The organism is Microbacterium sp. zg-Y625 (assembly GCF_030246925.1).
GTDB lineage: Bacteria > Actinomycetota > Actinomycetes > Actinomycetales > Microbacteriaceae > Microbacterium > Microbacterium jiangjiandongii.
Genome location: NZ_CP126740.1, coordinates 2,704,001 through 2,724,709 on the forward strand (window position 1 = coordinate 2,704,001; position 20,709 = coordinate 2,724,709).

At 72.8% G+C, this 20,709-nt stretch carries 21 protein-coding genes; 8 read left to right on the top strand and 13 right to left on the bottom strand.

Annotation, left to right across the window (positions count from 1 at the left end; genetic code table 11):
* Positions 1-29: 29 nt before the first annotated feature.
* Genes QNO14_RS12630 through QNO14_RS12640 form a run of 3 tightly spaced genes read right to left on the bottom strand, consistent with a single transcriptional unit; the run spans position 30 to position 4,239 of the window.
* Positions 30-2,900 (bottom strand): FtsX-like permease family protein, encoded by a 2,871-nt coding sequence (locus QNO14_RS12630; RefSeq protein ID WP_257505583.1) that lies wholly within the window; start codon positions 2,898-2,900, stop codon positions 30-32.
* A complete protein-coding gene (locus QNO14_RS12635; RefSeq protein WP_257505584.1) occupies positions 2,897-3,628 on the bottom strand; it encodes an ABC transporter ATP-binding protein in 732 nt (243 codons plus the stop codon). Before QNO14_RS12635 ends, QNO14_RS12630 begins: the two co-directional genes overlap by 4 nt.
* A complete protein-coding gene (locus QNO14_RS12640; protein ID WP_257505585.1) occupies positions 3,625-4,239 on the bottom strand; it encodes a PadR family transcriptional regulator in 615 nt (204 codons plus the stop codon). Before QNO14_RS12640 ends, QNO14_RS12635 begins: the two co-directional genes overlap by 4 nt.
* A 210-nt stretch (positions 4,240-4,449) precedes the next feature.
* Between QNO14_RS12640 and QNO14_RS12645 the strand changes: the two genes are divergently transcribed.
* Entirely contained in the window at positions 4,450-5,070 is a 621-nt protein-coding gene (locus QNO14_RS12645; RefSeq protein WP_257505586.1) for a DnaJ family domain-containing protein, read from the top strand.
* A gap of 131 nt (positions 5,071-5,201) precedes the next feature.
* Positions 5,202-5,744, top strand: coding sequence for a ribonuclease H family protein (locus tag QNO14_RS12650; RefSeq protein ID WP_257493901.1), 543 nt, complete (start codon positions 5,202-5,204; stop codon positions 5,742-5,744).
* Between the two features lie 28 nt (positions 5,745-5,772).
* Here QNO14_RS12650 and msuE read toward each other — a convergent pair whose 3' ends face one another.
* Genes msuE through QNO14_RS12665 form a run of 3 tightly spaced genes read right to left on the bottom strand, consistent with a single transcriptional unit; the run spans position 5,773 to position 8,203 of the window.
* Entirely contained in the window at positions 5,773-6,363 is a 591-nt protein-coding gene (msuE, locus tag QNO14_RS12655; RefSeq protein ID WP_257493902.1) for an FMN reductase, read from the bottom strand.
* Entirely contained in the window at positions 6,360-7,358 is a 999-nt protein-coding gene (locus tag QNO14_RS12660) for a ketopantoate reductase family protein (RefSeq protein ID WP_257493903.1), read from the bottom strand. The genes msuE and QNO14_RS12660 overlap by 4 nt, the downstream gene beginning before the upstream one ends.
* Entirely contained in the window at positions 7,355-8,203 is an 849-nt protein-coding gene (locus QNO14_RS12665) for a sulfurtransferase (RefSeq protein ID WP_257505587.1), read from the bottom strand. The genes QNO14_RS12660 and QNO14_RS12665 overlap by 4 nt, the downstream gene beginning before the upstream one ends.
* Positions 8,204-8,353: 150 nt before the next feature.
* Between QNO14_RS12665 and QNO14_RS12670 the strand changes: the two genes are divergently transcribed.
* On the top strand, positions 8,354-10,603 hold the full coding sequence (locus tag QNO14_RS12670; RefSeq protein WP_257505589.1) for an LLM class flavin-dependent oxidoreductase: 2,250 nt from the start codon (positions 8,354-8,356) through the stop codon (positions 10,601-10,603).
* A 127-nt stretch (positions 10,604-10,730) separates the two neighbouring features.
* On the opposite strand, the gene QNO14_RS12675 is transcribed toward QNO14_RS12670, so the two are convergent.
* The 7 genes from QNO14_RS12675 to QNO14_RS12705 are packed head-to-tail and all read right to left on the bottom strand — an operon-like array spanning position 10,731 to position 18,122.
* Positions 10,731-11,324, bottom strand: a complete 594-nt coding sequence (locus QNO14_RS12675; RefSeq protein ID WP_257505590.1) for an alkylhydroperoxidase domain protein — start codon at positions 11,322-11,324, stop codon at positions 10,731-10,733.
* A complete protein-coding gene (locus tag QNO14_RS12680; protein ID WP_257505591.1) occupies positions 11,321-11,923 on the bottom strand; it encodes a CMD domain protein in 603 nt (200 codons plus the stop codon). The genes QNO14_RS12675 and QNO14_RS12680 overlap by 4 nt, the downstream gene beginning before the upstream one ends.
* Entirely contained in the window at positions 11,920-12,948 is a 1,029-nt protein-coding gene (locus QNO14_RS12685) for a putative FMN-dependent luciferase-like monooxygenase (protein WP_257505592.1), read from the bottom strand. Before QNO14_RS12685 ends, QNO14_RS12680 begins: the two co-directional genes overlap by 4 nt.
* A complete protein-coding gene (locus QNO14_RS12690) occupies positions 12,945-14,609 on the bottom strand; it encodes a dipeptide ABC transporter ATP-binding protein (protein WP_257505593.1) in 1,665 nt (554 codons plus the stop codon). Before QNO14_RS12690 ends, QNO14_RS12685 begins: the two co-directional genes overlap by 4 nt.
* Positions 14,609-15,523 carry an ABC transporter permease gene (locus QNO14_RS12695; protein WP_257505594.1) on the bottom strand — a complete coding sequence of 305 codons (915 nt, stop codon included), beginning with the start codon at positions 15,521-15,523 and terminating at the stop codon, positions 14,609-14,611. Before QNO14_RS12695 ends, QNO14_RS12690 begins: the two co-directional genes overlap by 1 nt.
* Entirely contained in the window at positions 15,520-16,467 is a 948-nt protein-coding gene (locus QNO14_RS12700) for an ABC transporter permease (RefSeq protein WP_257505595.1), read from the bottom strand. Before QNO14_RS12700 ends, QNO14_RS12695 begins: the two co-directional genes overlap by 4 nt.
* Positions 16,467-18,122: a TIGR04028 family ABC transporter substrate-binding protein gene (locus tag QNO14_RS12705; protein ID WP_257505596.1), complete on the bottom strand. Its 1,656-nt coding sequence runs from the start codon at positions 18,120-18,122 to the stop codon at positions 16,467-16,469. Before QNO14_RS12705 ends, QNO14_RS12700 begins: the two co-directional genes overlap by 1 nt.
* A 245-nt stretch (positions 18,123-18,367) precedes the next feature.
* Between QNO14_RS12705 and QNO14_RS12710 the strand changes: the two genes are divergently transcribed.
* From QNO14_RS12710 to QNO14_RS12730, 5 genes are all read left to right on the top strand, one after another.
* The gene (locus tag QNO14_RS12710; protein WP_257505597.1) at positions 18,368-19,087 is read left to right on the top strand and encodes an L-ribulose-5-phosphate 4-epimerase; all 720 of its coding nucleotides are present in this window, start codon (positions 18,368-18,370) and stop codon (positions 19,085-19,087) included.
* Between the two features lie 178 nt (positions 19,088-19,265).
* Complete coding sequence (locus QNO14_RS12715; protein WP_257493917.1) at positions 19,266-19,559, top strand: hypothetical protein; 294 nt, start codon at positions 19,266-19,268, stop codon at positions 19,557-19,559.
* 60 nt (positions 19,560-19,619) lie between these two features.
* Positions 19,620-19,940: a DUF7882 family protein gene (locus QNO14_RS12720; protein ID WP_257493918.1), complete on the top strand. Its 321-nt coding sequence runs from the start codon at positions 19,620-19,622 to the stop codon at positions 19,938-19,940.
* An 86-nt stretch (positions 19,941-20,026) separates the two neighbouring features.
* Entirely contained in the window at positions 20,027-20,230 is a 204-nt protein-coding gene (locus QNO14_RS12725; RefSeq protein ID WP_257493919.1) for a hypothetical protein, read from the top strand.
* Between the two features lie 2 nt (positions 20,231-20,232).
* Positions 20,233-20,685, top strand: coding sequence for a CinA family protein (locus QNO14_RS12730; RefSeq protein WP_257505723.1), 453 nt, complete (start codon positions 20,233-20,235; stop codon positions 20,683-20,685).
* Positions 20,686-20,709 lie beyond the last annotated feature (24 nt).

The window sequence follows — 20,709 nt, forward strand, 5'->3', positions numbered from 1 at the left end:
CCCGACCACTGCAGGGTAGCGGGCCAGACTCAGGCGATCGCGGTGCGGCGGGTGAGGTCCGGATGCCGGGGCGGCACGAGCCAGGACGCGAGCGCGATCGCCAGCGGCAGGCCGACGGCGAGCAGCGTGAGCCAGACCCACGGCAGGTCGGTCAGCTGCGGCGGGTTGTAGTTGTTCCCGCTGGCGAGCACGAGGCCCCACACCGGCAGGATGCCGGCGACGGCTCCGGTCATCGCTCCCATCCCGGCGATCACGAGTGCCTGCCAGAACGCGATGCCGCGTCGCAGGCGCCGGCTGCCCCCGACGGCCGCGAGCGTCGCGTCGTCGGGGCGGCGTTCCACCCGTGCGAGCCCGAGAGCCACGGCGCTCGCGGCGACGACGAGCACGGCGGTCGCGCCGAGGATCAGCCACAGCCAGCCGGCAGGGGCGGGCGGACCGCTCTCCAGGTGCGGGTACATGTAGACGTCAGGGTGCGCGCGGGAGGAACTCTCGGCGTCCGCCCGCAGGCGATCCAGCTGCGTCACCGACGGCGGCTGGGGGTATGCGGCGACCAGCGTGAGGCCGCCCCGGAGGACGCCGATGTCGTCGGCCGTCTGCGGCGAGATGACCACTCCCCACGGCAGTGCCTGCGGGAGGTCGATGGCGGCGACGTCGACTTCGTGGCCGTCGCCGGCGTCAGGGTTCCAGCGGTCGGACGAGTCGCTCTCGACCTGCTCGAGCGTCACGGTGTTCAGCACCACGCGACCGTCAGGGCTCACGAACCGGGGGTCGCTGACGATCGCCGCGCCGCTCCCGAAGGCCGACCGGACGGAGTCCGGCACGGGCACCCCCAGCACCGCCTCGAGATCGGATGCCGCGACGACGCCGAGCGCGTGGTGGTAGCCGACAGCTGCCCGGGACGGGAAGACGCAGTTCGGGTCGGGGTCTGCGTCGCTGCAGGCGACGTAATCCTGCAGCAGCGGCGAAACCAGCGTGCCATCCGTCGGCTTCAGCCGTCCCCGCTCGTCATACTCGCCGGGCCAGCCCTGCGACCAGACACTCCCGACGGCCGACGGACCGCTGCGCTCGAGCAGCGCCCGACCGCGTTCGTGTGCCTCCTCCAGTAGGGGGCCCGGATCACCGCCGGACTCACTCGGGTACGCGGTCATCGCCACGCTGCCGAGCGGCCCCTGATGCACCCAGCCGCGTTCGGTGGAACCGAGGCTCACACCCACGCCGCCGAGGGCCGCGGAGGAGAGGAAGGCGACGGCGGCGATCGCGGCGAACGCGGGGACGATCCTCCCCGGGTTCGCCGCCGCATCGCGGCTGGCGATGCGGGACGCGATGCCGAGGGGCGACAGGACGCGGGTGAGCAGCGTCAGCAGCCAGTGGCCGGCGAGGATGACGCCGACCTGCAGCAGCAGCGGGCCGGCGATGATTCCGATGGTGCCCGCGACCCACAGCGGATGCGGCGTGCCGTCGGCGACGACGGGATCGACCGTGGCGAGCACCGTCCCCGACACCGCAGTGAGACCGACGCCCGCCGCCAGCAGCAGCGAGCCCCACAGCGGCCGGTCGGTGCGCACGCGCACCGGGCGCCGCGCGCCGCGCAGCGCAGCGATGACCTCGCCGCGGGTGGCGGCGCGCGCCGGCATCAGCGCGGCGAGCGTGCCGACGATCGCGGCGAACGCGACGACACCGACGAGCGCCGGCCACGGGACGTGCAGCCCCCAGAACGCGGCAGCCGAACCGTCGTCGAGCAGGTGCAGGAACAGGATGCCGAGCCCGATGCCGAGTCCGGAGCCGATGACGCCGCCGACCAGACCCAGCACGGTGCCCTGCAGCAGCACGATACGGAACACGTCTCCGCGACCGGCGCCGACGCTCGCGGCGACAGCGAGCGCGCGCTGCTGTCGCCGGGCGCTGACGGAGAACGCGGCACCCGCCAGCAGCACCACGAGGTAGCCGCTGAACGCTGCGGCAGCAGCCACGATCGCCACGATCGACCAGACCGAGGCGGCGGACGAGCCCGGCGCCGCACCGGCCCCCGGGTTGGCGTACAGGTGCCGGTCGAGCACGACGAGGCCTTCGCTGTTGAGCTCTGCCACGTCGTCGGCGGTGGGACTCCACTCCGGGAGGAACCAGCGCGTGGACGTCACGTCCACCTGCAGGGCCCGGAGTGACGCGGTCGCCGGCAGGAAGACGAGCTCGGCGGCATCCGGGTCCTCGGCCTGCGTCATGACTCCCGTGATTGTGAAGGATGCCGCAGGCTCGGTGAGCACCAGGTCGTCGCCGACCCGAGCGCCGAGGCGTTGAAGGGCGCCGGGCGAGACCATCGCCTCGCCAGAGCCCCGCGGCGCGCGGCCGTCGTGGAGTTCGAAGCGTCCGTCGAGGACGGGGTCCCACGCGTCGCCGATGACGGCGGCGAGCGAGCCGGTGCCGCCCGCGGTCTCTGCGGTGACGGCGCCGAAGCCGATCTCGATCGGGTCGAGTCCGGCCGGCAGCAGCGGCGCGGCGCTCTCCGGCATCGGCTGCTCCGCGTTCGCCGGGATGCCGGTCATGTCGTCGCGGTCGAGTTCCCACCATGTGGGCTCGTCGAGGTACTGGCGCAGTGACGGATCGGGGCCGTTCACGATCGCGACCCAGCTATCGGCCTGGCCGAGCTCCGCGGTGAGCGTCTCCTCGGTCGTGGGCACGTGGCTCACGGCGAAGACTATGCCGCCGGAGACGAGCGCCATCGGCAGCGCGATGAGCGCCACCACGAGCAGGCTCGATGCCCACGCCCGGCGCACCTGCCGCGAGGCGAGGCGCAGGTCGGCGCGCAGGCGCGGCCACGGTGAGCGACGCTCGGTGGGCGGTCGCTCGGCGGGTTCGGCGGAGGGCGGCTCCGCGAGGTCGGGGGCCGGGGCGGTGACGGTCATCGGGCGTCGCTCAGGAGCGACTCGGCGCCGGCGCGGCGGGATTCGTCGACGACCCGGCCGTCGCGCAGGAACACGATGCGATCGGCCCACGCCGCGTGGCGCGGCTCGTGAGTCACGAGGATGCCGGCGGCACCGGCATCCACTCGCGAGCGCAGCATCTTCATCACGGCCTCTCCCGTCACCGAGTCGAGGGCACCGGTGGGTTCGTCCGCGAGGATCAGCCGGCGGCCGCCGACGACGGCACGGGCGATCGCGACGCGCTGCTGCTGTCCGCCGGAGAGGTCGTCGGGGTAGGCGTCGAGCTTGTCCTCGAGACCGACTGCGGCGAGCGCGTCCTTGCCGGCCCGGCGCGCCACCCGGGCCCGGAAGCCGTCGAGCTCCAGCGGCAGCGTGACGTTCTCCATCGCCGTGAGGGTGGGGATGAGGTTGAAGTCCTGGAAGACGAAGCCCAGCGACTGGCGCCGCAGTCGGGCGAGGTCGCGTGGGGATGCCGTGGAGAGGTAGGTGCCCTCGACGATGACCTCCCCGGTGGTGGGCTGCTGCAGGCCTCCGGCGATCGACAGCAGCGTCGACTTGCCCGAGCCCGATGCCCCCATCACGGCGACGAGTTCGCCGCGGGCCACGTCCAGGTCGACGCCGGCCAGTGCGCTGACGGCGGTCTCTCCCACGCCGTACTGCTGCGTGACTCCGACCAGGCGCAGCACCGACTCGGTGCGCGCACGGGTCATCGCGCCGCCGCCGCCGTGGTCGCGGCGGCCTTCGCAGGCCGCCCCCGCTTGGGCTTGTCGGTCGACAGCTCCAGCGCCATCGCGTGGCGCGGGTGCATCGCGAGGCGCTGCTCGGTGTGGTCGAGCCAGCGCACCTCGGCCTCGGCGGTGAAGATCATGGCATCCACGACGAGCGACCAGGCGAGCTCTTCGGGACCATCCGGGTCGGCACCGGCGTACTTCGCGCGCTGCAGCTCCTGCAGCTGCGCGAGCGACGCGCGCCGCTGGGTCTGGATCACTTCGGTGACGTCCACACCCGGGAGGGTGGCCGCGACGGCGAGCTTGATCGCGAGCTCGTCACGGGTGCCCTGGCCGCGCTCGACCGGGGCGGCGAGCCAGGCGCGCACCTCGGCCCGACCGGCATCCGTGATCTGCCAGTACACGTGCCCCTGCTCGTCGATATCGCCCTTCTCCACGAGCCCGTCGCGCTCCAGGCGATCGAGGGTGTTGTAGATCTGGCCGACGTTCAGCGGCCAGGTCGATCCGGTGCGACGGTCGAACTCCGCCCGCAGCTGGTAGCCGTAGCACGGCCCCTGGTCGAGGATCGCCAGCAGGCTCTGTCGTACCGACATCGTGTCTCCCGTCACTGCATACCGCGTATGTGATTTCTGAGTATATACATACTCGGTATCGCTCTCGTGCGCCCCTCGCCCCCGCCCCTCGCCTCCCGCCCCTCGCCTGTCGCGGATTGCGGTTACCCGATCGCGCAAGCCGCAGAATGCGACAGGCGAGCGGCCCCGGCAGAATCACGCCGCGTTAGCGTGGAAGGGCGGGAGGTGGAGATGAGCGAGGATCCTCGACTGGACGCCGCGCGGTACCGCGTCGAGAAGCTGCAGCGTGAGATGGATGCCGAGGCGGAGGGCGATGCCCCCGCGGAGCCGGAAGCCGCACCGCCGGAGGCCGACCAGGTGCGCTCGAGCCCGGGCGGCTCGATGGCGACCGACCGCGCCGCCTTCGTCGAGACCTCGATCCAGCAGGCCATCCGCCGCGGCGACTTCGACGACCTCCCCGGGGCGGGCAAGCCTCTCGAAGGCCTGGGTGCGCAGCACGACCCGGACTGGTGGATCCGCCGCAAGATCCAGACCGAGAAGCTCACCGGTCTCGGACCGCCGTCCCTCATGCTGCGCACCGAGCACGCCGAGTTCAGCGAGCGCGCCGACGCGTTCTTCCGGGAGCAGGAGGTGCGCGACTACGTCGCGGACTTCAACCGCCGCGTGATCGAAGCGCGACGCCAGCTGCAGGGTGGCCCGCCGGTCGTGACGCCCCTGCACGACGTCGAGGAGGAGGTGGCCGCCTGGCACGAGCGCCGCGCGGCGCGGCACGCGGCGGCATCCGCCACCGCCGAGCCCGAGACCCCGCGCCAGCGCCGGCGCCGGCGCTGGTTGCGACGCTCACGTCCCTGACCCGCGCCGCACTCGGTCGATGCGAGTGGCCCCTTCCACCCCGCAATGGGCACGTATGCGACGACCGAAGCCACGGCACCGCCCCGGCGCCGGCACGGCGACCGCAGCCCGGGAAGGTAATCTTGCGGGCGATGACTTCCCCCGCTTCTCCCGACTCCCCCTACATCGTGGCCACCGACGGCGCCTGCAAGGGCAACCCCGGACCGACCGGATGGGCGTGGGTCGCCGCCGACGGGCACTGGGCCGCAGGCGCGATCCCGCAGGGCACGAACAACGTCGGCGAGCTGATGGGCCTGCTGAAGGCGATCACCGACCACCCGGACGTGGCGAACCTGCACATCCAGGCCGACTCCAAGTACGCCATCGACACCTACCAGTCCTGGATGGACGGCCACCGCCGTCGCGGCTGGAAGACCTCCACGGGCTCCCCCACCAAGAACCGCGACCTGCTCGAGCAGCTCATCGTCGCCCGCGACGCCCGCCGCGCGGCGGGCCTTCCCGACGTCGTGCTCGAGCACGTACGCGGCCACCGTGGGCACGTCCTCAACGAGTGGGCCGACGAGCGCGCGGTGCGCGCGGCCGAGCACGCAGCCAAAGGCGTCGCGAGCGCCTGGTCCTCGCTCGGCGGCAAGGACAAGCTCGACGTCGCCGCCGCCCCGGCGAAGAAGCGCTGACAGCCGAGCGGATGCCGCGGCATCCGCGTCACCACGTCGACACGTACGGCGACACCTCCTGGTCGACGGCCTTCCGTGCGAGCGGCAGCCCGCGATCGACCGCCTGCACGATGCGGGCGTGCACCTCCGGCGAGCGCAGCGCGTACCCGTCGAAGTCCGCGGCGCTGGCATAGACGCCCACCGGCAGCGTCAGCGCCTGGAAGAACCCGAACAGCGGTCGCAGCTGATGCTCCAGAATCAGCGCATGCCGGTCGCCGCCGCCGGTGGCCGCGAGCAGCACGGGGGTCCCGACCAGCGCGTACTGGTCGACGAAGTCGAACAGGTGCTTGAAGAGCCCGGTGAACGACGCCCGGTAGACGGGCGACGCGACCACGAGCAGGTCGGCCGTCTCGATGTCATGGAGGGCCTGCTGCGCCGGCGCGCCCAGCTGCTCCCGGGTGAGCGCACCGGCGAACGATCCGCCGAGCTCGGCGACCTCGATGATGCGGGAGCTCGCCGGCACCCGCGTCGCGACGGCATCCACGATCGCCGAGAGCAGCACCGTGGTCTTGCTCGGCGCCTGCAGGGCACCCGACACGCCCACCACGCGCAGCGGCGACGCGGGGTCCGGCGCGCTCACCGGCGCGACCGCTGTGCGCCGACGAGGTCGAAGCCGAACTCCGCCGGCAGCGGCAGCTCGCCCGGAGCGCCGCCACGGTGCGCCAGGCCTCCGAGCGCGCGGGCGACGGCCGCGTTCAGCGGCGCGGCGACGCCGACGAGCCGCGCCAGCAGCGCGACCTCGCCGCTCAGGTGGTCGACCTCGCTCGAGGTGCCATGCGCGAAGCTCTGCCAGACCGCGCCGTGCCGCGGGTCATGCCCGGCGACCTCGCCGACCTGCAGCCGCACGCCGTCCCGGGCGGGAGCGACGGCCAGTCCGGCAGCGGCGAAGACCGCACGGGCTTCGGCGGCGAGGGCGGCGGCGGCATGCTCCGCCTGCTCGATCGTCGCGTCGAAGACGTCCACCACGTTGCCGAGACTCGCGACCAGCTTGCGGCGCTTGGCGGCGGCGATGTCGGGCTCGACGGATGCCGCGAAACCCGCCGCCGCGAGCGCCAGCCGGTGCCGTTCCTCCTGCGAGGGCAGCGGCCGCGGGTAGCCGCCGAGCCACGCCGCGCCGACGATCGGATGGGCGGCCGCGACCACCACGCCGGGCTCGACGAGGGCGACCGGTGCGCCGATCGAGACCCCGACCACCGTGTCGAACCGGCGAAGGGCGGTGCGCTCCGCGGCCAGGCCGTTCTGCAGGGTGAGGATCGGCAGGTCCGCCACGACCCCGCGGCCATCGACGAGCGGGATCCAGGCGATCGCGGCGAGGGTCTCGTCGACGTGCTGCGCCCGCACGGCGAGGACGAGGGTGTCGGCGGCCGTCGGTCGGGCGACGGCGAGGGAGCCGACAACCTCGACCGGCACCGCCTGGTCACCGTGGGGCCTGCGGACGCAGACACCCTCGCGGGCGATCGCGGCGCGGGCGGGTTCCTCGCGCGCCACCAGCACGACGGGAACCTGGGCGAGCGTCCATTGCGCGGCCAACAGCCCCCCGACTGCACCCGCGCCGACGACGATGTAGCGGCTCATGAACGCCCGCCCGGCTGCGACCCGAGCGCCACGGGGCGGTCGGGATGGTTGGACCACTGGCTCCAGGAGCCCGGGTAGAGGTGCGGCTGGTACCCCGCGAGGGTGAGCGCGAAGGCCGTGTGCGCGGCGGTGACACCCGACCCGCAGTACACCCCCACCGGTGCGCCGTCCGTCACGCCGAGGGCCGCGAAGCGTTCCCGCAGCGCCGCAGGGTCGAGGAAGCGGCCCTCGGCGTCGACGTTGCCGCCCGTGGGGGCGTTGAGGGCTCCTGGAATGTGGCCCGCCCGCGGGTCGATCGGCTCCGAGTCGCCGCGGTACCGCTCCTCGGAGCGGACGTCCAGCAGCACCCCGCGCTCGGGGAGGGCGGCGGCTGCGGCCATGGTCAGTCGGGGCAGGATGCCACGGCGCAGTGTGACAGTGCCGGGGACCGGCACGACACTGCCCTCTTCGAGCGGATGCCCGGCAGCCGTCCAGCCCGAGAGCGCACCGTCGAGGATGCGCACGTCGGCGATGCCGGCGTCGGTCAGAAGCCACCAGGCGCGTGCGGCGGCGAAGGACGACAGGTCGTCGTAGACGACCACGGTGTCGCCGTCGTCGATGCCCCACCGCCGCGCCGCCTCGCCCAGTTCGGCGATCGATGGCAACGGGTGGCGACCGTCGGTCGGCTCCCCTCGTCCGGCGAGCTCGCGGTCGAGGTCGACGTAGACCGCGGTGGGGATGTGCCCGGCGCGGTACTCCGCCCGCCCGTCGGGGCGATCCAGGCGCCACCGGACGTCGAGGATCCGCACCGGCTGGCCGGCCGCAATCAGGTCGGCGAGGGCGTCGGCAGTGATGAGCGGGGACATGGTTCTCCCGGAGTCTGGGTCGCTCGCGACGGGCGCGGCGTACGTGGCGGTGTGGCCAGGCTAGGCAAACCCCGGCATGCGCGTCACGCGCCGCAGACAAGTGTGTCGATGGCTTTCGCCGTGTGACGCCCCGTGTCGGGGGAATGCCGCGTGGATGCCTCGGGGAAGCATTCCCGCCCCCTGAGTGTTGCCGGGGGTGTGGACTACGGACATGACCTGCTCTTCGGCACTTTCCTCACCCCTGCCGCGGCGAACCCGCAGCACGTGGTGCAGCTGACCCAGCTGAGCGAGCAGCTCGGCTACGACCTGGCCACCTTCCAGGACCACCCGTACCAGCCGCGGTTCCTCGACACCTGGACCCTGATGTCGTACGCCGCCGCCGCGACCTCGACCATCCAGATCTCCCCCAACGTGGCGAACCTGCCGCTGCGGCCGGCGCCGGTGCTGGCGCGCGCCGCGGCATCGCTCGACCTGCTCTCCGGCGGCCGGTTCAATCTGGGCCTGGGATCGGGGGCGTTCTGGGACGCGATTGAGGCGATGGGGGTGCCACGGCTCACGCCCGGCGAGTCCGTCGAAGCCCTGAGCGAAGCGATCGATCTCATCCGGGAGCTCTGGGCGGTCGGCGAGCGCGGTGCCGTCCACGGCGGCGACCACTACCCCGTCCACGGCGCCAAGCGGGGACCCGCCCCCGCCCACGAGGTGCCCATCTGGCTCGGCGCGTACAAGCCGCGGATGCTGCGCCTCACGGGCCGCAAGGCCGACGGCTGGCTGCCGTCGCTGTCGTACATGCAGCCGGCCGACCTCGCCGCCGCCAACGCGCGCATCGACGACGCTGCTGCCGCCGCCGGGCGTCACCCGGGCGAGGTGCGGCGCCTGCTGAACATCTCGGGCGGCGAGAGCGCCGACCAGCTCGTGGAGTTCGCCCTGCAGGACGGGATGTCGGCGTTCATCGTCAGCAGCGACAACCCCGCATTCCTGGAACGGTTCGCGTCGGAGACGATCCCCGTCGTGCGCGAGGCGGTCGCCGCCGAACGTGCCCGCACGGGCAGCGCCGCGCCGGGCCGCAGCGCCCGCGCGATCGCGCAGCGCCGGGAGGGCATCGCCTACGACGACCTGCCGGCATCGCTGCGCGAGACGGCGATCGAACCCGGCGATTTCGCGTACCGCACGGTCCGCTCCACCTATATGCGCGGCGGCTCGCCCGGCATCGTGCTGCGGCCCCGCGATGTCGGAGAGGTGGCGGATGCCGTCGCGTTCGCCCACCGGCATCGGCACCTCCCCGTCGGCATCCGCAGCGGCGGGCACGGCGTCAGCGGCCGCAGCACCAACGACGGCGGCATCGTCGTGGACCTCGGGGCGCTCTCGCAGATCGAGGTACTCGACCCCGAGACCCGCCGGGTGCGCATCGGCCCGGGTGCGCGGTGGATGCAGGTCGCCCGCGCGCTCGAACCGCACGGGTGGGCCATCTCCAGCGGCGACTACGGCGGCGTCGGCGTCGGCGGACTCGCCACCGCCGGCGGCATCGGGTTCCTCGCGCGCGAGCACGGGCTGACGATCGACCGGATGGTGGCGGCCGACGTGCTGCTCGCCGACGGATCCGTCGTGCGCGCGAGCGCCCAGGAGAACCCGGACCTGTTCTGGGCTGTGCGCGGCGCCGGCGCGAACGTCGGAGTCGTCACGTCGTTCGAGTTCGAGGCGATGCCGGTGGGCGACCTCGGCTGGGTGCAGCTGACCTTCGACGCCACCGATATGGCCGGGTTCGTGCGCGGCTTCGGCGCGACGATGCAGGCTGCCCCGCGCGACGTCACGCTGTTCGCGATCCTCAGCGCCGCCCGTGGTGGACAGCCTCCCCTCGCGCAGGTGTACGGCGTCGTCGACAACCCCGACCCCGACACGATCATCGACCGGCTGCAGCCGTTCGCGCAGCTGGCGCCGCTGGTCGGCCAGTCCGTCCAGCTGTCGACGTACGCCACGGTCATGGCCAATGCCGCCGACGCCGTGCACGACGGCCAGGGCGAGCCCCGGTTCCGCTCCGGCCTGTTGCGCGACCTCGATGAGTCCGCCGACGCCATCGCGGCGCTGGTCGCCTCGGGCGCGAGCCCGTGGTTCCAGATCCGCTCGGTCGGCGGCGCGGTCGCCGATGTGGCCCCCGAAGCGACCGCGTACGCCCACCGCGACGCGGCCTTCTCGGTGACCGCGATCGGCCGCGGCCCGGTCTTCGACGAGCTGTGGGACGCCCTCGCGACGCACTTCGACGGGCTGTACCTCAGCTTCGAGTCGCGCACCGACCCGGCCATCGTCGCGCAGGCCTTCCCGCCCGACACGCTGGCGCGGCTGCGCGAGGTGAAGCGCCGCTACGACCCCGAAGCGCTCTTCCGCGACAACTTCCCCGTCGCCTGACTCCTCCCCGCCCAGCTCCCGTCACCCGCCGAGCTCTCGTCACCCGCGCCGCTCGAGTGTCACGAATGGCGGATGCCGCGGCGCGCGACCGTGCGGACGCGACACTCGAGCAGCCCAGCGACGCGGGCTAGGCGAGGGCGACGGGGTCCCCGAGCGAGAGCATCAGCCGGTTCGCCCAGTTGAAGAACGCAGCGCCGTGCACGACGTCGGCGATCGCGAGCTCGTCCAGGCCCACCTCCCGCAGCCGCCGCACGTGGTCGACGGTCAGCGCCGACGGCGTGCGGGTGAGCGCGACCGATGCCGCGACGATCGCGTTCCAGCGTTCGCCGAGGTCGGCCTCGACGCCCTCGTCCAGCAGGCGCTGCACCTCATCGGGGCGGCTGGAGTGGTGCGCGGCGAACCGGGAGTGCACCGACGCGCAGAAGACGCACCCGTTGACGCGGGACGCGGCGGTCGCGGCGAGCTCGCGCTCGGCACGCGGCAACCCGCCGTCGGTGTTGTAGAAGATGTCCTTGTCGACGCGGGTGCGTGCCCCCAGGATCTCGGGATCGCGCACGAGCAGCCGGAAGTAGTCGCTCGATGCGCGGCCGCGGTCGACGAGGCCGGCGTGATCCCGCTCGTCGAGGTCCGCGACCGCCTTCGGCTCGAGGTGCGGGGTCCAGCCGACCTGGTCACGCGTGAACCGGTCGGGGACGGTGGCGATCGGGGTCTCGATGGTCATGCTGCGGCCTCCTCGGCGATGGTGCGCAGGCCCGTGACGACCCGCTGCTGGAACGACAGGAACGCCACCAGCTGCGACAGCGTGATGACGGCGTCGACCGACCAGCCGGCATCCGTCAGTGCGGCGAGCGCCGCGGCGTCCGCCTCGCGCGGGCGCACCACCAGCAGGTGCGCGTGCCCGAGGGCGGCGGCCAGCTGGTCGCCCACCGCCGCGCGCAGCTCGGCGGGCGCCTGCCAGCGCAGGCCCTCGGTGCTCTCGGCCTGCAGGCCGGGCTCCCGGTAGCGGCCGAAGGGGCCGGGGGCGGTGGCTTCGGCGGCGGCATCAGCCACCACCAGCGCGCGGTCGGGATCCACACGGTATGCGTGGTCCGCGTAGAACCGGGCGGTGGCGTCGTCGCCGGTGAGGCGGGTGGCGAATGCAGCGATCAGCAGGCGCTCCGCGAGCGGCACCTGGGTGTCGTCTCGGGGCGCGAACAGCGCGGCGAAGCTCTCCTGCGCCTGCTCCCGGGTGACGGGACGCTGCCGGCGCAGGGCGTCGAGCGCGGAGCCGGGCGCGACGCCGGCGAGCTCATCGATGACATCGGGCGGGAAGGCGGTCATACGGTGCTCCATTCGTGGCGGGCGGGGACGGATGCCGGGGTCGCCCACCCGAGTGCGGGCGCGACCTCGGTGGCGAACAGTTCGATCGAGCGCAGCACCAGATCGTGGGGCGCGTCGACGGAGTGCACCTGGAAGGCGACCTCGTCGGCGCGGGCGAGCACCGGGTCGGCGGCGAGCGATGCAGCGACGTCGTCGGGGGTGCCGACATGGGTGTCCGTTGCGCGGATGAGTCCGGGCAGGTCGTCGGGGAGCGTGTGGCCGGCCCGGCGCAGGCCCACCGCGGCGCGGGTGAGCCCGGTCTCGGCCAGGCGCAGCGCCTCGTCGCGGTCGTCGGCGACGAAGACGGTGCGCGACGCCGTGATGCGCGGGGTCGCTCCGGCGGGGAGAGCCGCGAGGTACGCATCGACGATCGGTTGCTGCAGATCGGCCAGCGACGCATCCGGGCGGCCCTCGGGCCGCGGCTGCGTGCGCGAGAGCAGCAGACCGTCGCCGGCGGCTCCCGCCCGCGTGCCGCCAGGGGGCGAGAACGTCGCCTGCCAGAGCCGGTCGCGCAGCGTTCCGGCAGACGGGTACAGCCGCGCGCCGCCGCCCAGGTCGCCCCCGGCGAGCGCCGCGTGGAGAACCGCGAGCTTGCGCTCGTACTGCGGGGTCTTCTCGGCCGGCTCGATGCCGAACGGCACGAACGACGACGGCGCGCCGCCACTGCCGAGGCCGAGGTCCACGCGGCCGCCCGAGAGCAGGTCGGCGACGACGGCATCCTCGGCCACGCGCACCGGGTCCTCCAGGGTGAGGGTGACCACGCCGGTTCCGAGACGGATGCCGGAGGTGCGCGCGGCCGCGGCGGCGAGGAAGACGAAGGGCGACGGCAGCCCGCCCTCCTCGGCGCGGAAGTGATGCTGCGCCACCCAGGCGCGGCCGATGCCGAAGCGCTCCGCATGCTGGATCTGCTCCAGGGCGAGGCGGAAGCGCTCGGCGGGGCCGGCCTCGTCGAGCAGGCGGGTGAACAGGGCGAGACGCTGCGTCATGCCGGTACTCCTTCAGTGGGGACGGCCGCCGGTGGCGGGGACTGCCGAGTGCCGCCGGGAATGGCGGCCAGCAGCCGTGCGGTGTCTTCGGTCTGCGGATCGGTGAAGATCCGCTCGGTGGTGCCGCTCTCCACGATCCGGCCGGCGCGCAGCACCGAGACGGTGTCGCTGATGCGGCGGACGACGGCGAGGTCGTGGGAGATGAACAGATAGGTGACGCCGAGGCCCTGCTGCAGCTCCTCGAGCAGCCGCAGGATCTGCGCCTGTACGGTGACATCCAGCGCCGAGACCGCCTCGTCGAGCACGACGACGCGGGGTTCCAGCACGAGGGCGCGGGCGATGGCGACCCGCTGCCGCTGTCCGCCGGACAGCTCGCGGGGACGGCGGGCCGCCACGTCTGCCGGCAGCGCCACCCGCTCGAGCATCTCGGCCACGCGCCGCTGCCGTGCACCGCGATCCCCAAGGCGGTAATTCACCAGCGGCTCGGCGACGATCGCGCCGACGCTCTGGCGCGGGTCGAGTGAGGCGAAGGGGTTCTGGTAGACCATCTGCACGTCACGGCGGAATGCCGCGGCATCCGCTCGGCGCAGCCGTGCCACCTCATGTCCGGCGACGACGGCGCTGCCGGCGGTGGGCCGCTGGAAGCCCATGATGATGCGGGCGAGGGTGGTCTTTCCCGACCCGGACTCCCCCACGATCGCGTGGGTGGTGCCCGGCGCCACGGTGAACGACACGTCGTCGACGGCCCGCAGCGGGTCACGCCGCCGCCCGCGCGGGAAGTGCTGCGACAGCCCCGTCACGGTGATCGCGGGTGGTTCTCCGGCGGCGCCCGATGCGACGGTCACGTGCTCGCGCGGCGGCCGCACCGCGGTGTCGAACGAGGGCGCGTCGGCGAGCAGACGCCGGGTGTACGCGCTCTGCGGGTCCTGCAGCACGCGGGCGGTCTCGCCGGCTTCCTGCAGGCGCCCGCCCTGCAGCACCGCGATGCGGTGCGAGCGGTCGGCGGCGACGGCGAGGTCGTGGGTGACCATGAGCACCGCGGTGCCGTGCTCGCGGCGGAGGTCGTCGATGAGGTCGAGGATGGTCTTCTGCACCGTCACGTCCAGGGCGCTGGTGGCCTCGTCGGCGATCAGCAGCGCCGGCTGCAGCGCGATGGCCGCAGCGATGAGGGCGCGCTGCTTCATCCCGCCCGACAGCTCGTGCGGATACTGCCGCGCCCGCAGGTCGGGCTCGGGGATGCCGACGCGATCGAGCAGCTCCACCACCCGGCGGCGGCGGGCGGTCTCGTCCTTCCACCGGTGCACGCGCAGCACCTCCGCCACGCTGTCGCCGATGCGGGCGACGGGGTTGAGAGAGCTGTGCGGGTCCTGCGGGATCCAGCCGATGCGCGTGCCGCGGACGGCCCGGAACTGCCGGTCGGTCCACCCCGTGACATCGAGGTCGCCGAGGGCCACCCGCCCCGCGGTGATGCGTCCGTTGGCGGCGAGCAGGCCCGTCGCCGCCTGCGCCAGCGTCGTCTTGCCCGAGCCGGATTCGCCGACGACGGCGAGCACCTCGCCCTGGCCGAGCGCGAGGTCCACGCCCTGCAGCGCCGTCACCGGGGCGCCGGCCACCTCGTACGCGACGTCGAGTCCCGACACCTGCAGCACCTCACGGGCCATCAGCGCCTCCCCCGCTCGGCCGCCGCGGCGCTCAGCCGGTTGGCGCTGAGCACCACCACCACGACGACGAGGCCGGGGAGGGTCGTCAGCCACCAGGCGGTGGCGATGTAGTTTCGACCTTCCGCGATCATGAGCCCCCACTCCGGCGTGGGCGGCGGCGCCCCGTAGCCGAGAAACCCCAGCGCCGAGATCGCCAGGATCGCCGCGCCGAAGTTCAGCGCCGCGAGGGCCAGCACGGGGGTGAGGGAGTTGGGGAGGATGTGCCGGCGCAGCACCGTCCAGAAACCGCCGCCGCTGGCGTAGGCGGCCTCGACGTAATCGGTGCCGCGCACCCGCAGCACCTCCGAGCGGCTCAGCCGCGCGAAGCTCGCGATCGAGCCGATGCCCACTGCGATCGCGGCCTGCACCGTGCCGAAGCCGAGGATGATGATGAAGCTGAGCGCGAGCAGCAGCCCCGGGATCGCCAGCAGCACGTCGACGACCCGCATGAGCACGTCGTCGACGAACCCGCCCAGCGACCCGGCCACGACCCCGAGCAGCGTCCCCCCGGTCAACCCGACGGCGACGGCCACCAGCGCTCCGGAGAGCGACTGCACGGCGCCGTGCACGACGCGGGCGAACATGTCGCGCCCGGTGGCATCCGTCCCGAAGGGATGCAGCGCGCTGGGTGCCTGCAGCGCGGCCGCGGCATCCCCCGCGATCGGATCGAGGGGCGTGAACAGGCCCGGGGCGATGGCCCAGGCCACGACGACCGCCAGCACACCCCAGGCCAGCACGACGCCCGGGCGGATGCGCCGCAGCCGCTCGCGCCGGCGGATGCCGCGCGACGTCGAGGCCGGGGTGTCGGGACGGGAGTGGACGGATGCCGCGTCGTCGACGAGATCGCCGATCCCGGCGAGGGTCTGCGTGCTCATGCGGGGACTCCTTCTCGGGCGCGCGCGGCCAGCCGTGGGTCGAGCACCGGATACAGCAGGTCGACGGCGAGGTTCACCACGACGAAGGACGCCGCCGCCAGCACCACGACAGCCAGGAGCACCGGGATGTCCTGCTGGCCCACCGCCTGCTCGGTGATGCGGCCGATGCCGGGGCGACCGAAGACCGTCTCGGTCAGCACCGCGCCGCCGATGAGGTCGCCCAGGAGCAGCCCCGCCATCGTGAGGGTGGGGAGGATCGCGTTCTTGGCGACGTTGCGCCCGAGGATCCACGCCGGCGTCGCTCCCCGGGCGCGGACCACGGCGACGAACGGCTGCGCCGCCACGTCGTCGATGCTGCGCACCAGGATCTGCGCGAGCGGGGCCGACAGCGGCACCGCGAGCGTGATCACGGGGAGGATGAGCCCCTCGATCGGGCCGGGCGCGATGACCGACACCCAGCCGAGCTGGAAGCTCACCACCTGCACGAGCATGATGCCGAGCCAGAACGTGGGGATCGAGACGACCAGCGGCGGCACCGACCGCAGCAGATCGCGCAGCCACCGCAGCCGCGGCAGGCTGGAGCCGAAGGCGATGAGGCCGGCCAGCAGCACCGCCACGACCAGCGCGATGCCGCCGAGGGCGAGGGTGTGCGGCACGGCTTCGGCCAGCAGCTGGCGCACCGGGGTGCCGGTCTGCAGCGAGTAGCCGAAGTCGCCGCCGGCGAACCCGAGCAGGGTGTGCACGTACTGCACCGGCAGCGGGGTGTCCACGCCGAAGCGCTCGCGCACGTCGGCGATCTGCTGCGGCGACAGCCCGAGCTCGGGGTTCTCGTACTTGATCATGATCGCGTCGCCGGGAAGCGCCTGCAGCAGCAGGAACGCCCCGGTGAACGCGGCCAGCAGCACGATGGCCGCCTGACCCGTACGGCGGGCGAGGTAGCGCATCAGTCCGCGAGCCAGATCTCGTAGAAGCTCGGCCGTGCGACGGACTCGAAGGTGACGCCGTGCACGCGCTCGGCCGCGCCGTACACCTGGGGCTCCTCGAACAGGGGCACGACGTAGGCCTGGTCTGCCAGGTAGCGCTGGGCCTGCTGGCTCTCGACGATGCGCTGGTCGGGGTCGGCCTCGGATGCCACGGCCTGCAGCAGCTCCTCGAGCCGCGGGTCGCCGATGGTGCCGTCGTCGTAGTCGAGGTTCAGCAGGGCGTTGCGGTTCTGAGAGAAGAACTGGCTCTTGATGACGTCGAGGTCGGCGCGGGCCACCATCGAGTGGTACACCTGCACCTGCTCGACGTCGCGCACGGCCTCAGCGGCGGAGCCGGCATCCGCCTTCAGGATCTTCAGATCCACGCCGATCTTCTTCAGCTGCTGGCTGATGAGGGTCAGCGCCTCGAACGAGCGCGGCTGGGGCGCCGACTCGTTCACGACGAGGGTGAGCTGCGTGCCGTCCTTCTCGCGGATGCCGTGGGCGCCCTCGATCCAGCCCGCCTCTTCCAGGAGCGCAGCCGCCCCCTCCGGGTCGTACCCGAACGCGTCCGAGGTGTCGAGGTAGCCCTGCGCGCTGCTGCTGAGGATCGAGGTGGCCAGCGGATAGCGCTCGCTGTAGATGGTGTCGACCACCTCTTGCCGGTCGATGCCGGCGACGAGGGCCTGGCGCACGCGGATGTCGGAGAGGATCTGGCCCCGCGGGCGCAGACTCAGGTGGTTGTTGACGCCGCCGGTCTGCGGCGCGTAGACCGCGAAGCCTGCGGCATCCACCTGGGCCTCGTCCTGCGCCTCGACGTAGCGGATGTAGTCGGCCTGCCCCGAGAGGAGCGCACCCACGCGCACGCTGTCCTCGGGGGTGACCTGGATCTGCACCGCATCCAGGTGCGCCCGTCCCTGGTGGGCGCGGTCCGGCGGCGCCCAGTCGTAGTCGTCGCGGGCGGTCAGGGTGAGGGCCGAGCCGATCTCCTCATCGGTGATCGTGAACGGACCCGAGCCGATCACCTCGGCGGAATTGCCGGGCGCGAACTGCTCGAGGGTGAAGTCCAGGGTGTCCGCCGACAGCAGGGCGGAGTTGTTCGTCGACGTGGCCTGCAGGAACCCGGGAGCCGGCGCGGAGAAGTGGAAGGTGACCGTGTCGGCATCCACCACCTCGCTGCGCTCGTAGTTGTTGATGGCCTCCGAGACGGTGAGTCCCCGCTCCGGGTCGCCGAGGCCGTAGAGGTCGAAGTTCTTCGCGACGACCTCGGCGTCAAGCGGCGTGCCGTCGGAGAACGTCACGCCGTCGCGCAGGTCGAACGTGTACTCGGTGGCGTCTTCGTTCACCTCCCAATCGGTGGCGATCCAGGGCTTCAGCTCGAGCGACTCGGGGTCCTGCCACACGAGGCGATCGAAGACGTTGTTGACGATGCCGCCGTTGGGGTAGAAGCCCGCCGACGGCGGATAGAGCGTCGTGTGCGCCTGGTGCTCGAGGTACACCAGCGTGCCGCCGTCGACCGGCTCCCCGGAGCCGGCGGCGGCAGGGCCGGAGGTCGCCGGCGCGCAGGCGGTGAGGGCGAGCAGTGCCAGCGCCGCGGTGGCGGCGACCGCGGAGCGGGTCGGGAAGGTGGCGGACATGGTGCGTCGCTTTCTCTCGGTGCGCCGGCGGCGATGTCACAGCCGGTGCGGCGGGGTGGAGGTCAGCGTAGGCAGGAGGGCCGAAGCATGGCTCGGGCCCCGCGCGAATGTGTCGGCCTGTGTCGGCGAGGGGCCGAAGGGCCGCCTGGGCGCGTGCCGAGGCGCCGCCGTATGGCGAAATGTGACAGGGCGCGGGCGTGCTCCCGGAGTGGGGCGATCGCCGATGTCACCGGTAACATCCCCCCATGGCCAGCCTCACTCCTCCCCTTTCCGACGACACCGAGGTCGCGATCGCCCGGGTGCGTGCGGAGGTCGCGGCGTTGCACGCGGAGCTGGTGCGGTACGGGCTGGTGGTGTGGACGGGCGGGAACGTGTCGGGTCGGGTGCCGGGGGCGGAGTTGTTCGTGATCAAGCCGTCGGGGGTGTCGTATGACGCCCTCGCGCCGGAGAACATGATCCTCTGCGACCTGGACGGCAACGTCGTCCCGGGGACGCCGGGCAGCGACCGGGCCCCGTCGAGCGACACCGCGGCGCACGCGTATGTGTACCGGAACATGCCGGAGGTGGGCGGGGTGGTGCACACGCACTCGCCGTACGCGACGGCGTGGGCGGCGCGCGGTGAGGCGATCCCGTGCGTGATCACGGCGATGGCGGACGAGTTCGGCGGGGAGGTGCCGGTGGGTCCGTTCGCGATCATCGGGGACGACTCGATCGGCCGGGGGATCGTGGAGACGTTGACCGGGCATCGGTCGCGGGCGGTGCTGATGCAGAACCACGGCCCGTTCACGATCGGTGCCAGTGCGAAGGATGCTGTGAAGGCCGCGGTGATGGTGGAGGACGTGGCCCGCACGGTGCACCTGGCCCGGCAGGGCGGCGCGGTGATCCCGATCCCGCAGGACGCGATCGACCGCCTCTACGACCGGTACCAGAACGTCTACGGGCAGACCACCGACGACCGCCGGTAGCCCCCCCTCCGGGGCTAACCGACGACGGCCCTGTTGTCAATCCCCTCCCCCCTCCGAGAGCGCATGGGGACGCTTCGAGTGGAGGCATTGACCATGGATTCCCCTACGCCGTCTCACCGTCCCCCTCATCCGTCCCCGCGGAACCACGGGCGTCCCGCCCCCCGATTCGAGTGACGCCATGGAATACACGCCGGCTACCGGGCGCATCCGGGTGGAGCCGCTGGGACGTGGCGCCTGGAGACTGTGCGACCGCGCCCAAGAGGATGCCGGGCTGGCCCTGCTCGCCTACGTCGAATACACCTACGAAGGCGACTACGAGGCGATCTGGGTCGCCGCGGGCACCGCAGCCAGCAGGCATCCGACCCTCGACGCGGTGATCGGCACCGCGATGGCGTCCCTGCGTCCCGCTGCGGAGTCACGGCGCACCAAGCCGATCCCCATCGCGCATCGGTCGCCGTTCGCCGCACGCTGAGCGCGTGGCGCCGGTGGCGCGCGATTGGTGCGCCGTGATCGAGCCATCTACGGTTGTCATGTGGGAAAACTCGTCTACGGCAGCGGCAACCGGTCCTTTGACATCGAAGACCGGACGCTGGCACACCTGCGGGTCGTGATCATGAACAAGCTCCGCCGCGGGGAGCCGTTCATGTTCCACCACACCGAGCCGCACGTGTCCTGCAGCGTCTGGATGCACCCCGCCGTCCCGATGGTCTTCCACTTCCACGGGAGCAGGCAGCCCGCCATCAACCGCGAATGGGTGGAAGCGCTCATGCAGGAGGCCAGCAGCGCCAACGGCCTGAGAATCGTCCCGGAGCCGGCGCCCGGGTCGCTCATCCCGACAGAGTCGGCCGGCTGATCCACCTGCAGCGCGGTGGATAGTGCAGCCGCTGCCCGATGTAAAGCCCTCGGCGACGCCTGTCCAGCATGCCTACGGTGTGGGATATGACCGCCGACGACATGACAGATGAACAGAAGCGCCGCGATCAGCTGCTCGCCGCGCCCGACGCCGTCGAGTCCGATGCCGACCCGCGCATCGACGTGACCCATCGTGACGGAGTCACCCGCATCGACATCCGCGACGACGCCGCCGTGCGCCCCGGCGGGCCGGACCTCGACCAGGAGGCGGACGAGGTCGACCCGTCGTGAGCATGATCGACGACCTCGCGCAGGCGGCGGCCGACCGGGGACTGTGGGTGGCGACGGCCGAGTCCCTCACGAGCGGGCTGCTGGCCAGCCGAGTGGGTGCCGGTTCCGGCGCCAGCGAGTGGTTCGCCGGCGGAGTGGTGGCGTACCGCACCGAGGTGAAGGAGAACCTCCTCGGCTTGACGCCCGGCACCGACCCCTGCTCCGCGGCGTGCGCGGAGCAGCTGGCGACCGGGGTGCGAGACCTCATGGATGCCGACCTCGCCGTGTCGACGACGGGAGTGGGCGGACCGGACCCCGAGGACGGCCACGAACCCGGAACGGTCTTCATCGGCTGGGCGACGCGGGAGAGCGCAGGTCACCGCGCACTGCAGCTCGAGGGCGGACCGGAGGCGGTTCTCGAAGCGACGGTGGATGCCGCGCTCTCGCAGCTTCTGGCGCAGATCGACGCCGACTGACCCCCCGCGGTGCGAGCCACCCTC